This window comes from Lysinibacillus parviboronicapiens (assembly GCF_003049605.2).
Classification (GTDB): domain Bacteria; phylum Bacillota; class Bacilli; order Bacillales_A; family Planococcaceae; genus Lysinibacillus; species Lysinibacillus parviboronicapiens.
On the sequence record NZ_CP073713.1, the window covers coordinates 2,256,177 to 2,269,889 of the forward strand.

The following is a 13,713-nucleotide window of genomic DNA, read 5'->3' on the forward strand; positions in this document are numbered from 1 at the left end:
GGAACTTTCCTGAAAATATGTCAACCTATAACAAGAAAAGAGGATATGGAATGGATCGACAAAAATTAATGAACTTGTCGTTAACTGCGATGGTTGCGGCTATTTGTGCAGTCGGGGCAGTCATTAAAATTCCGTCGTTTGTATCAACGGCGGCACTCGACTCAGCACCTGCATTTTTAAGTGTTGTGTTTTTATCGCCTGTCTTAGCAGGTATTGCTGGCTCAATTGGACATATTATTTCAGCATTAACATCTGGCTTTCAGCTAGGCCCTCTGCATATTATTATTGCAGTCGAAATGTTTATTGTAGTTTGGGTATTCGGTATGATGCATAAAAGAGGCTTACATTTCTGGAAATGGCCAGTTGCACTTTTATTAAATGGTGTCGTTTCACCACTACCGTTTTACTTCATCATTAGCCCAGCATTTTATTGGGGATCATTAGCAAGCATTTTCATGGCAACAGTCATTAACTTAGTAATCGTCGCTGTAGTAATGCCGATACTTGCCAAAGTGTTCGTACGTAAAGCAGGGCGAGCGCATTGAGAAATGCCGTAAAAGTTGGTGCACTGATTGCCACAACGGATAATGCCGCGGCTATTGGCGAGAAGCCTCAAGATGTTGTAGCTACGTCTGATACACTAACGGCCTACTTAACAGCTCGTGTGACTTTTTTAGAACAGCTTGCGGCGAATGCGATGCCTCTGCATATACTACTTGCCAATTTCTCAGGGGATGCTGCTTGGGCGCGCTATGTCTCTGGTATTGAGCAGGTATTTGATGAAATTGGTGTTGACTGTCCACAGATTGATGGTAGCTCAGAATCCAATATGCCAACGTTACAATCAGGTCTATCCTTAACTATGCTTGGTGCGCAGCAAAATCGTACAATTTATGAGCGTGACAAGCTGATTTGGTACACTTACGGCCTTCCACTTGTTGGAAATGAAGTCCTTGCGCAGCCAGACGATGTTGCACAACTCCAACCTATTTTTTTTGCATGGCGCGAAGAAATTGTACAGCAGGTATGGCCTGTAGGGTCAAAAGGTCTACAAGTAGAATTCACCCGACTTTTTGGCGACCAGCAGGTAAAAAGTTCTTTGGATACTAAGAAAACAGCAGGTCCATGTGCGGTTATTTTACTAGGTGTACATCCAGAAAAAGAGCATCTCGCCGAAAAAATTTTTGCTAGAAATTTTGAGAAAATACGTAGAACTGCACGGTTATAGGGCTTGCATCGAGCAATAAATATGATTTAGCAAATGCAAGGTTCGAAACGCCTATTGCAACAAGAAACACAATATGTTAGATTTGTTTAGGAGTTAAAACACAATATATAGTATTTGGACGAGCGGTACCATATTGGTTTAAAAGGGAATTCGGAAATAGAGCAATCTTAAGCCGAAGCTGTCCCCGCAACTGTAAGTGCTGACAAATGATGACAATGCCACTGTGATTAACGGGAAGGCAATCGTTTGGAGGAAGCATGAGCCAGGAGACCTGCCGATTTGTTCAAGACAGCAACACATTCTTCGGGGATTGAGAAGTGGAGGCGAGAGATTTGTCCACTTTGATGTGTACATGTCCTTCATTTCCATTTCCGATTTATAGCGATCCCGCAACAGATACATGTTGTGTGATCGCTTTTTGTGTTGTCTGAAGGTAGAAAGGGAGAGAATGTGTAAATGACAATTCAAATTGAACAACAAATTGCTAAGTTAAAGATAAGTTATACGGAGGATGAACTTGAAAGTTTTGTAAGGTTATCGGATCGATGGCTACGAAAAAACGACAATGCCACGTTTGAAGCATGGGCGGATGCGATGATTTTACAAACACTTAGTCTAATTGACGAAGATGAACCCTTCTGGACCTTTGTTGCGGCACAAATTTATTTAGAGAAGTTATACGATCAATTTGCTATGCGTAGAGGTGTAGCTGTGGAAGATGTCTATAACGTATTTCCAGCTCAGCTCGCAAAATATACAGAGGCTGGACTTTATCACCAATGTTTAACAACAAAGTATAGTAAGCAGGAGCTAATGGAACTAGCATCATATTTAGAACAAAGCCGAGATGAGCTGTTTACGTATATTGGGTTAAAAACATTAATGGATCGTTATGTGGTACGTGATTATACAAAAACGCCAGTGGAGCTACCGCAGGAGCGATGGATGGTCATCGCGATGACGCTCATGCAAGATGAGACTGAAAATCGCTTAGCTAAAGTTCGTGAATCTTACTGGGCCATGAGTAATTTATATATGACCGTTGCAACGCCGACTTTATCCAATGCAGGGAAAACACATGGCCAACTTTCTAGTTGCTTTATCGATACAGTAGATGATAGCTTGCAAAGTATTTATGACACGAATACAGATGTCGCAACATTATCGAAATATGGCGGTGGCATTGGCGTCTATATGGGCAAAATCCGTAGTCGTGGCTCATCCATTAAAGGCTTTAAAGGTGCATCAAGTGGCGTGTTACCTTGGATAAAACAGCTTAATAATACAGCTGTATCGGTAGATCAGTTAGGACAGCGACAAGGTGCAATAGCGGTGTATTTGGATGTTTGGCATAAGGATGTCTTTACGTTTTTAGATTTACGCTTGAATAACGGAGATGAGCGACTGCGTGCACATGATATTTTCACGGGGCTTTGCTTACCAGATTTATTTATGGAGGCAGTTGAGGCACGAGAGGATTGGCATTTATTTGATCCACATGAAGTACGTGAGGTAATGGGCTTTTCCCTTGAAGATTTCTATGATGAACAAAAGGGTGATGGCTCGTTCCGAGAAAAATATGCGGCATGTATTGCTAATCCGTTACTAAGCCGTGAAGTTGTACCGGCTATTGATATTATGAAGCGTATTATGCGTTCTCAGTTGGAGACGGGTGTGCCGTTTATGTTTTACCGTGATGAAGTAAATCGTATGAACCCAAATAAGCATGAGGGCATGATTTATAGTTCGAATCTATGTACAGAGATCTTCCAAAACATGTCGGCTACTGAATTTGAGTCGATTACTTTAGAGGATGATGTCATCGTTACTCGCCGTAAGCCAGGAGATTTCGTGGTATGTAATTTATCTTCTGTGAATTTAGGGAAGGCTGTACCAGCTGATGTCTTAGAACGTTTGATACCAATTCAAGTTCGTATGCTTGATAATGTCATTGCCTTAAATACAATTCCAGTTAAACAGGCAGAGCGGACGAACGCTCGATACCGTGGCATTGGGCTCGGTACATTTGGCTGGCATCATTTACTGGCTTTGAAGGAAATACAATGGGAATCAGATGAGGCAGTAGACTATGCGGACAAGCTTTATGAAGAAATTGCCTATTTAACGATTCGTGCATCCAATGCACTAGCACGTGAAAAAGGAGCATATCCATTGTTTGAAGGCTCGGATTGGCAAACGGGGACGTACTTTGAGAAACGTGGCTATAGCAGTGACAAGTGGCAGGCATTACGTGCGGATGTGGCAACAACTGGTATGCGTAATGGCTATGTGATGGCAGTTGCACCTAATTCATCGACATCTATTTTAGCGGGAAGTACTGCAACGATTGATCCTATTTTCCAAAAGAGTTACTCCGAGGAGAAAAAGGACTATAAAATCCCAGTAACAGTACCAGATTTATCGCCTGTGACGACTTGGTATTATAAATCTGCTTATTTCATTGACCAAAATTGGACGATTAAGCAAAATGCAGCGCGTGCGCGTCATATTGACCAAGGTATATCACTTAATTTATACGTTCAAAATACCATTAAAGCGAAGGATTTACTCGCATTGCATTTAAATGCTTGGGCAAGTGGTGTAAAAACGACTTATTATGTGCGTTCGACATCCGTAGAGTTGCTAGAATGTGAGTCTTGTGCAAGCTAGGAGGAATAACAAATGACGACAATTACAAAACGACAAATTATGGATAAGGAAGCGCCAAACCGTTCGACTGCGATTGTGAACGGGCGTTCTTCAAATATTTTAAACTGGGATGATGTGCGCTTTAATTGGGCGTACCCAAAATATAAAAAAATGCTAGGTAACTTTTGGACACCATTCGAAATCAATATGAGCAACGATGTGAAGCAATTTCCTGAGTTATCGGCGGATGAACAGGAATCATTCCTAAAAATTATTGGTTTACTTGCTCTATTAGACAGCGTGCAAACGGATTTTGCTGGTAAAGTGGCAGATTATTTAACCGACTCTAGTCTCAATGCCCTGATGATTATTTTAGCGCAGCAGGAGGTTATTCATAACCACTCTTATTCATATGTGCTTTCAAGTATTGTGAACAAAGATGAACAGGACCGCACATTCGACTTTTGGCGCACAGAGCCAGTACTAGAGCGCCGCAATGACTTTGTCATTACAGGTTATCAAGCCTTCTCTGAGGAACCAACCGTTGAAAATATGCTTGAAGCGATTGTTTACGATGTCATTTTAGAAGGGCTATTTTTCTATTCAGGCTTTGCCTTCTTCTATCATTTAGCACGCAATCAAAAAATGGTCGCATCCTCGACGATGATTAATTATATTAATCGCGATGAACAACTCCACGTCGATCTTTTTGTGAAAATTTATCAAGAATTATTAGAGGAATATCCTGAATACGATACACCAGAAAGAGCAGCACGTGTGCAAGATATCTTCCGCGAGGCGGTACAGCTGGAAATCGACTGGGCGAACGAAGTAATTGGTGACAAGATAGATGGTCTAGATGTTGATGATGTCCATGATTATGTCCATTTCTATGCCAATGTTCGTTGCAATCAACTAGGAGTGGAGCGTCCATTCGAGGGCTATCGCAAAAATCCATTGAAATGGATTAAAGCCTACGAAGATGTTGATTTAGGGAAAACCGATTTCTTTGAGCAACGTTCACGTCAATATGTGAAAGTGAATGTAGAAGATAACGGCTTTGATGATTTGTAACAGAGGACCACGCAGGCGAAAGCTTGCGTGGCTTTTTCATGTCTTGTGCCTAGAAAGAAAAGTTCGGATCAGTCGTAGAAGCGCTCGGGTCGCACAAGAAACGCTCAGGTCACGCAAGGAAACGCACAGCTCCACCTCAGTCGCCCGCAAGCATATAACTGCGCTGCTTCAAAAATTTATTGGTACTACTTATATTACATGTCACGAAAAAACTTTCGCAAATGGGAATGATTTTCAGTTATAATGAACAACGAATGGATACATAAGGAACGGGGACGAATACATGCAAGCAGTTAAACAATTAGGGCAGTTTTTGGCGCCCTATAAATTTTTTACACTTATTGCACCGTTATTAATGGTGCTTGAGGTGACAATGGATTTAATTCAGCCGACAATCATGCAACATATGATTGATACAGGTATTGCCAATGGCGACAATGCATACGTGCTAAAGATGTTCGTTTGGATGATTATGAGTGCTGTCCTAGGGCTTGTTGGGGGCCTTGGTTGTTCCATCTATAGCTCAAAGGCAGCCATTAACTTTGCCTCAGATGTGCGAGAGAAGCTATATGAAAAGATGATGACCTATTCCGCAAAAGAACGGGATGCGTTTGCGACTGGTAAACTTATTACCATCTTAACGAGTGATGTGGAAAGTGTGCAGCGCGCATTCATGATGACGTTGCGTATTTTTGTGCGCGGACCACTATTGTTTATTGGCGCAGTTGTTATTGTTTTTGTGACAGCTCGTGAGCTTTTTTCAATTTTACTTGTGATTGTGCCGATTTTGATTGTGGCGATGTATTTTTTTACAAAATATTCGGGCGTGCTATATCGCAAAGTGCAAGAGGCCATTGATGGTGTTAATACCAAGCTTCAAGAGAATTTGGCGGGGATACGCGTGGTAAAGGCGTTTCGTCGAGAGCAACAACAGGTTGAGCAGTTTGGCGTGCAAAATGACACACTCACAAAGCGCTTTATTACCGCAGAGCAAATTGTTGGCGTCCTTGTACCTTTTACGATGTTCATTGTCAACATGGGGATAGTTGTCGCACTTTGGCTGGGGGCTATAAAAGTAGAAGCTGGCACATTGCAAGTCGGTGTTATTCTTGCTTTTATTAACTATTTGACAATCATCTTAAATGGACTCATGTCATCCAGTATGGTGCTTATGCAAATCGCACGCGCATTGCCATCCGGCGAGCGCATTGTGGATGTGTTGAATAAAGAAGTAGCGGTGAAGGAAGCGGAACAAGCACTGCATACAGACATTCATGGGGAAGTTACTTTTGAAAATGTGAGCTATCGTTATTATGAAACAGCAGAAGATGTACTAAAAAATATCACGTTTTCTGTGAAAGCTGGGCAAACGGTAGGTATCATCGGTAAAACGGGAAGTGGTAAATCAACATTAGTAAAATTACTGCCGCGTCTTTTTGATCCTACAGAGGGGCGCATACTTGTAGATGGTAAACCATTAAAAAATTACGCTTTGACAACTTTACGAGAACATATTGGTTTTACCTCACAAAAGGCTATGCTTTTTTCAGGGGCCATTGAAAAAAATATACGTCTTGGTAAAGAGAAGGCAACCCTGAATGAATTACAGCTAGCACTCGATGCAGCTTGTGCATCTGAGTTTGTGGACCAACTTGAAAAAGGTATGGCACATGAACTTTCACAAGGAGCGACCAACCTATCCGGTGGGCAAAAACAACGTTTAGCCTTGACGCGTGCATTTGTAAGACAACCATCCATTTTAGTATTAGATGATACAACTTCCGCGCTAGATAGTGCCTCAGAAAAACATATTCAACAGGCAATTAACGACAATTTCCGAGATACAACAACATTTATAGTGGCCTCTAAAATTGCCTCTATTCAACAGGCAGACCTCATTTTAGTGTTGGAGGACGGCGAAATTGTTGGTCAAGGTACACATCAACAATTATTGCAGGAAAATGAACCTTACCAAGCGATTTACGCTTCGCAACAAAAGGCTGGTGAACAACAATGAGTCAAAGTCAACCGAAGCAAATGAATTTTGGTCGAGGGCCTCGTATGGGTGGACCAGTTGAAAAAGCAGCCGATCAACAAGCAACAATTTTACGGGTATGGCAATATGTGAAACAGCAAAAAATAGGGCTGTTTTTCTCGATATTTTTTGTCATCGCCTCAACGATATTAAGCTTAGCTGGTCCTTATCTTATCGGTCATATTGTTGATGAATATATCATGCAAAAGGACATAGCAGGCACAATTCGTCTTGGTATAGTGCTTGCAGTTATTTTTACAGTAGCATCTATTTTTACGTGGTTACAGACATATGTCATGATTCATGTGGCCATGAAAACGATTCGTACATTACGTCTAGAGCTCTTTAAAAAGCTTCAATCTTTAACACTGAAATTTTTCGACCAACGTGCCCTCGGTGATTTAATGAGCCGTGTGACCAATGATATCGATAATTTAAACACAGCGCTGGCACAAAGTGTCACGCAAATCGTCTCGTCGATCTTAACTGTGATTGGCGTTAGTATTGCCATGTTCTCACTTAGTTGGCAATTAGCAATTGTGACCCTAATCATTATTCCACTTATCGTCTTTACAACAAAGCAAATTGTTAAACGCAGTGGGAAAAATTATGCGGCACGTCAACGTGATTTAGGAAAACTCAACGGCTATATTGAGGAGATGATTACTGGAGCAGAGGTTGTCACACTTTTTGGCAAAGAACAACAGACAATTGAATCTTTCCATCAACAAAATGAGCATCTGCGCCATTCAGCACAGCGCGCGGAAATTACTTCTGGCTTGCTTGGTCCTATCAATAACTTTATGAATAACTTGGGGTTGGCTGTTGTCATAGGAACAGGTGCATTTTTAGCGGTAAAAGGACTTGTTTCAGTCGGCATTATCGCAGCATTTGTGACGTACACACGTCAATTTTTCCGTCCGCTGAACCAGCTTTCGAATTTACTGAATACATTTCAGTCAGCGATTGCAGGAGCGGAACGTGTTTTTGAAATATTAGATGAACCGTCAGAAGTGGCTGACAAAAAGAATGCACTTGAATGTGAGCGATTAACGGGTGATGTCACATTCAATCAGGTATCGTTTAGCTACATACCAGAAAAGCCAGTGTTGAAAAACATTAGCTTCGATGCTAAGGCTGGCGACACAATTGCACTGGTTGGTCCGACGGGTTCAGGAAAAACAACGATTATTAACTTACTCACTCGTTTTTATGATGTCGATGCAGGTGAGATTTTAATCGATGGACATCATATTGAGGATTACAAAATGGCGACAATCCGTAAAAGAGTTGGCGTTGTGTTGCAGGATACGTACTTATTTTCAGGGACAATTCGGGAAAATATTCGTTTTGGCAAGCTAGATGCTACAGATGCAGAGGTAGAGGAAGCCGCGAAAATTGCCAATGCCCACAATTTTATTAAGTATTTACCAGCGCAATACGATACAGCTGTACAAGCAGCTGGAGCAAATTTAAGTCAGGGCCAACGTCAATTACTGGCCATTGCACGCGCAATATTAGAAAATGCCGATATTTTAATTTTAGATGAGGCGACATCTAGTGTTGATACACAAACAGAAGTCGATATTCAAAAAGGGCTCCAGCATTTAATGCAAGGACGCACTAGCTTTGTCATCGCTCACCGTTTGAAAACAATCGAAAATGCTGACCAAATTCTGGTCATCCAGCAGGGCGAAATTGTTGAGCAGGGCAACCATCAACAGCTGATGCAAAAACAAGGGATATACAGTAACTTACAACAAAAATTACTGCTAGAGAGTGCTGAGTTATGATTTACAATAAAAAAATAACAGTTACTTAGACTGCACTTTTTTCAATAAAGCGTGTCGTCATTAGACTATTTCAACTGGAGGCAACGAATATGCCATATTGTAAAGTTAAGAATGCGAATCTTTACTATGAAGATATTGGTACAGGGATACCGATAATCATGATACATGGATTTTCGCCAGATCATCGATTAATGAAAGGTTGTATGGAGCCAATTTTTGATGAACGGACTGGATGGAGAAGAATCTACATTGATCTTCCAGGAATGGGTCGAACAAAGGACTATAAAGCCATTCGTCATTCAGATGGAATGCTCCAAGCAGTCATCGATTTCATAGACGCAGTCATACCAAATCAGCCCTATTTGTTGGTGGGGGAATCCTATGGCGGTTACTTAACAAGAGGCGTTATTAGGCAACAGTCTGAAAAAATTATGGGTGCTGCATTTATTTGCCCGATGATTATTCCTGAAAAACAACATAGGACACTTCCGATGCATACAAATATTTTTTCTGATTCTGAATTTTTGACTAAACTATCAAAAGCGGAACGTGATGATTTCGCTTCCAGAAAAACTATGGATTTTCATTTAGTGTAGATGAGTTGGTGTTCGAGAAACCTTGTGTTTTTTTGCTAGGAAGACAAGATTCAATGGTTGGATATAAAGACGCATTTGATACTCTAGATAATTTTCCAAGAGCGACATTTGCTGTGTTAGATAGAGCCGGGCATAACTTGCAAATTGAGCAAGCGGTCTTGCTTAATGGCCATATCATCGAATGGCTAAGTAGAGTGGATGAAAGTAGACGTTATGTAAAATTATAGATTTATTGGATACTCCTAAAAAAATTAGAAAAAACGTGAATCTAGGAATAAGAACAATCATTTATCAACATTTGATGAATGGTTGTTTTTATTTGCAAACTTCTTACATTTGGCACTCGTCTAATGATTGAAAAGGAGGAGCATACGTGGATGAACTAACTTTAGCCACTTGAGAGAACTCAGGACATATCATGGATGATATTATGCAAGAGTATGGGCAAGAAACTTCTACAACTTGTCTATGCTTATGTGAAAAACCAGGCGATTTCTGAAGATTTAACACAGGAAATCTTTGTGAAGTGTTTTCAGGCACTTCCAAAATAAGGGACAGGTAGTTGCGTTTCTAAACTACAATCATGAAATACAGAAAAATTAATTAGAAATTTATTTTTATCGTTTATTCTTTCGTTATAAGATGAGAGGAGAATTCGATGAAAACAATATGCAAAGTCGTAAAGAAGCTGATGATATGGCTAATAGCTGTTATTTTACTTGGATTAGTATCCATATTTAGTTATCATCACTATCAATTAATGAAGGAATCTGCCCTTCTTACAGATGAGGGGTCGCTCGTTAAGGTAAATGATAAAAAAATAAATGTTTATAACGAGGGAGATGGCAAAGACACTTATGTATTGATGGCGGGCTCTGGAATTGCCGCACCTATCTATGAAATGAAAGGTCTGTATAGCAAGTTTTTAGTGGAAAATAAGATTGCAGTTATGGAAAGAGCTGGTTATGGTTACAGTGATGTATTTAACGATGCTAGGGATATCGATACCATGTTAGAACAAACGAGGGAAGCGCTCTTACAAAGTGGAAATAAGCCACCGTACATTTTAATGCCACATTCATTATCAGGTATAGAAGCGATATATTGGGCGCAAAAATATCCACAAGAGATCAAAGCCATTATTGCTCTTGATATTGGCTTACCCCAGCAATACGTAACACATAAGATGAGTCTAGCTAATAGATGGACCGTAAGAGGCGTCAATTTGTTAACGGAATTGGGCTTGCATCGATTAGTGCCTGAGATGACATATAATCCTGAAGTAATGAAGCAATCTTTTTTAACAAAAGAGGAAAAAGAAATATATAAAGCTATTTCTTTTAAACAATTTTTTAATAATGATATGAAGGAAGAGTTATTGCATGCTTACGAAAATAGTCAGAAATCAATTAATCTACCAAAGCCAAAAGAGACACCTATTTTATTTATTGATGCCATTGCCGAACAAAATAAAAATTCAAAATATACCAAACAACAAAGCAAAGATTATCGAGACTTTGCCAAACAATTGAATACGTCGGAAGTCGTAGAAGTTAGTGGCACACATAGTATTTATTTGTATAAGCCTGATGAGATATATGATCTTAGCCAGGCATTTATCAAGTCAAAAGTCGACAAAAAGGAAAGGCCGAAGTGATGAAGGGATATAATATTTTACTGATTGAAGATGATTTAATGATTGGTGATTTGTTGCAAAAAATTTTGCAACGGGAAGACTATCAAGTATGTTGGCTAACAGATGGGAAAGAGTTACTGACCCTCATACCTCAGATGGATTTAGTCATTATGGATGTGATGCTACCCGGTGAAGACGGCTATCAACTAACAAAGAAAATTAAACAGCTAGGATTAAACATCCCGATTATTTTTCTATCTGCTCGTAATGATATGGATAGCAAGCTTCAAGGTTTAACAATTGGTGAGGACTATATGACAAAGCCTTTTGATCCGAGAGAGCTGCTACTGAGAATGCAGAAAATGTTAGAACATCACTATGGTACCTTTTCACAAATTAAACATCTATATATTGATGCAGAACATAAAAAGGTTTTTAATCATAGCCTCCATGATGAGATAGCATTGACGGCAATTGAACGTAAAATTTTCTTTTATTTATACGACAACAGGGATCGAGTTTTAACAAAAGACCATTTTTTTGATTATTTATGGCCACTTGAAGATCGCAATCACAATATCGTCAACGTTCACATAAAAAAAATACGGACAAAAATTAATGATACATCCGGTGATATTCTTCAAAATATATATGGGGAAGGGTATAGATTAAATACCTATCGTAAAAAATGAAACTAAAAACAAAATACCAGTTAATATTATTTTCAGCAATTATTAGTGTACCGTTAGTTTTGTTAGTAATTAGTATAGCGATGTCAATCATCTATGATATCGCCTTTAAGACCAAGAATCAGGGTATACCTTTTCATCAGTCTTTTGCTTATCCAACAATGTTAATTGTCTTTTTCTTATCGCTCGTATTATTAGCCATTTTATTTTCGAAGTCAATTAACGCGCTACTCTCTAAAATAAACATGTTAAATAAAACTATTCGCCATCTAGCGAGCGATGAGAAAATCCCCGATATTTTAGATGTTCCTAGTGAAGATGAAATCGGAGAACTCATTAAATCGGTAAATCTATTAATTGAAAGAACAACCTATCGCGAACTACAACTTAAACAACAACATGAGCTACAAAAGGAAGTATTCAATAAATTACGACACGATATTAATACACCTTTAACGGCTATCCGGCTGCAATTATTCTATTTAGAAGAATACTATCAGGAACAACCTCTAATAGTAGAGTCATTAAATAAGCAAATTCAATATATCGCCGATTTAACCAATGATTTTAATGTGCAAACAATGGAGACAATCGAAAATTCTTATATTGTAAACGACGACGTCCATGTGTCTGAATTATTGACAACCATGTTAAAAAAGTGGAGTTACTTATACAGTATTCATGACATCGAATTAGTCTTTCAATCATTCGATAAAGATTTACTATGGAATAGTAATGATTTATGGTTGCAAAGGATGTTTGATAATATTTTTCAAAATACATTGAAGCACTCAAAAGCTACAAAATTTGAGGTCAGCATTGAAAATGGTATAGTCTGCCTAAAAGATAATGGTATCGGCTTTGATGGCAATCGTACAACAACTGGATTAGGCTTAAACATTATTGAAGATATCGCTAACATACTCCAAATCAACTATACTCTACAGTCGAATGAGGAAGGCACAACATTTTGCTTTAGGTTTATATAAAGGTAAGTGTAATGTCGATAATTTGAGAGAGTGTCCGATTAACCCCAAAATTGTCCAAGTTAGCGATGATTTTGTAAAAAAGGCCCATTTGACCTAGCGTTAGTCAAATGGGCTTCCTATAAATTATAGACCTTCTTTAGCACGCTCCAGAATAGATTCAATAACCTGTTTTAGTTGAATAATTGTAGGGTCATTACTTTCATTTTTTCTGTAAATAAACACGGTATTTATCACATTTTCTAATTGTGGTAATTTGTAATAATGTATTTCTGAATAATGATAGAGGTCAATGAGCTTTGAATTTAACACGGCGATGCTATTATCCATTTGCAAAAAATCTAGAATACTACTAACGGACTTTATTTCTTTCATATGATATGGAATATCATGATTCTTTAGCCATTCGACGACAGCACGCGTATACATACAGCCTTTACTTAAGACAAGCAGGGTGAGTGTTGGACGCTCTTGAAAATTAATAATATGCCTATTATGAGATATCACTTCGAATGTTTCAGTCGTTATGAAGTCATAGTGAACGTCTGGATAGATTTTAATCGGTTTACTAGTGAGTGCACAATTCAGTTCAGCATTGTGTACTTTTTCATTTAAGGAATTACTAGATTCGACAGTGAAATCAACATCTAGTGGAATGTTATTTGTATGCAAGGTATTGACGATAGTTGCACCGTAAATTTTGATCGTTGTATGGGATGCGCCACAGTTCACTTTTGTTGTCATTTGCTGTGAACCAATGGCTTGTAAAAATTCTTCATATTCTTGGGTGATTAGCTGTAAAAAGTTTCTATACTGAATGCCGACATCGGTAATTTTTAAACCATGGGGTGTACGTTTAAAAACAGCTTGCCCAATCTCTGCCTCCATTTTTTTTACTTTAGATGTAAGCGCAGATTGTGTATAGTTAGTGATTTCGGCGGATTTACTTAAATTTTGACGTTGTAATAATTCAATTTTTAATGTAATTTCTTCGATGTTCATTTAGTATGTCACACACCCTATTAAA

The 13,713-nt window shown here is 38.9% G+C and carries 10 protein-coding genes, 2 pseudogenes and 1 riboswitch; of the genes and pseudogenes, 11 read left to right on the forward strand and 1 reads right to left on the reverse strand.

What is annotated here, in order from left to right; all coding sequences use genetic code 11:
- Positions 1-50 precede the first annotated feature (50 nt).
- The 11 genes and pseudogenes from C9J31_RS10740 (at position 51) to C9J31_RS10790 (ending at position 12,689) form a co-directional block, all read left to right on the forward strand.
- Positions 51-545: an ECF transporter S component gene (locus tag C9J31_RS10740; RefSeq protein ID WP_107950425.1), complete on the forward strand. Its 495-nt coding sequence runs from the start codon at positions 51-53 to the stop codon at positions 543-545.
- On the forward strand, positions 542-1,228 hold the full coding sequence (locus C9J31_RS10745; RefSeq protein WP_107950424.1) for a hypothetical protein: 687 nt from the start codon (positions 542-544) through the stop codon (positions 1,226-1,228). Before C9J31_RS10740 ends, C9J31_RS10745 begins: the two co-directional genes overlap by 4 nt.
- 106 nt (positions 1,229-1,334) lie before the next feature.
- Positions 1,335-1,522, forward strand: a riboswitch (cobalamin riboswitch).
- Positions 1,523-1,684: 162 nt separating this feature from the next.
- Positions 1,685-3,898 (forward strand): ribonucleoside-diphosphate reductase subunit alpha, encoded by a 2,214-nt coding sequence (locus tag C9J31_RS10750; protein ID WP_107950423.1) that lies wholly within the window; start codon positions 1,685-1,687, stop codon positions 3,896-3,898.
- Positions 3,899-3,910: 12 nt separating this feature from the next.
- Positions 3,911-4,951: a ribonucleotide-diphosphate reductase subunit beta gene (locus tag C9J31_RS10755; RefSeq protein WP_107925890.1), complete on the forward strand. Its 1,041-nt coding sequence runs from the start codon at positions 3,911-3,913 to the stop codon at positions 4,949-4,951.
- 283 nt (positions 4,952-5,234) lie between these two features.
- On the forward strand, positions 5,235-6,968 hold the full coding sequence (locus tag C9J31_RS10760) for an ABC transporter ATP-binding protein (protein ID WP_107950422.1): 1,734 nt from the start codon (positions 5,235-5,237) through the stop codon (positions 6,966-6,968).
- Positions 6,965-8,779, forward strand: a complete 1,815-nt coding sequence (locus tag C9J31_RS10765; protein WP_107950421.1) for an ABC transporter ATP-binding protein — start codon at positions 6,965-6,967, stop codon at positions 8,777-8,779. Before C9J31_RS10760 ends, C9J31_RS10765 begins: the two co-directional genes overlap by 4 nt.
- A gap of 89 nt (positions 8,780-8,868) precedes the next feature.
- A pseudogene (locus C9J31_RS10770) lies at positions 8,869-9,602 on the forward strand (alpha/beta fold hydrolase).
- 191 nt (positions 9,603-9,793) lie between these two features.
- Positions 9,794-9,917: pseudogene (locus tag C9J31_RS10775) on the forward strand (sigma factor); the annotation flags it as partial.
- Positions 9,918-10,033: 116 nt separating this feature from the next.
- A complete protein-coding gene (locus tag C9J31_RS10780) occupies positions 10,034-11,032 on the forward strand; it encodes an alpha/beta fold hydrolase (RefSeq protein ID WP_107950420.1) in 999 nt (332 codons plus the stop codon).
- Entirely contained in the window at positions 11,032-11,703 is a 672-nt protein-coding gene (locus tag C9J31_RS10785; protein WP_107950419.1) for a response regulator transcription factor, read from the forward strand. Before C9J31_RS10780 ends, C9J31_RS10785 begins: the two co-directional genes overlap by 1 nt.
- On the forward strand, positions 11,700-12,689 hold the full coding sequence (locus C9J31_RS10790; RefSeq protein ID WP_107950418.1) for a sensor histidine kinase: 990 nt from the start codon (positions 11,700-11,702) through the stop codon (positions 12,687-12,689). Before C9J31_RS10785 ends, C9J31_RS10790 begins: the two co-directional genes overlap by 4 nt.
- A gap of 123 nt (positions 12,690-12,812) precedes the next feature.
- Here C9J31_RS10790 and C9J31_RS10795 read toward each other — a convergent pair whose 3' ends face one another.
- Entirely contained in the window at positions 12,813-13,688 is an 876-nt protein-coding gene (locus C9J31_RS10795) for a LysR family transcriptional regulator (RefSeq protein WP_107950417.1), read from the reverse strand.
- Between the last annotated feature and the right edge of the window lie 25 nt (positions 13,689-13,713).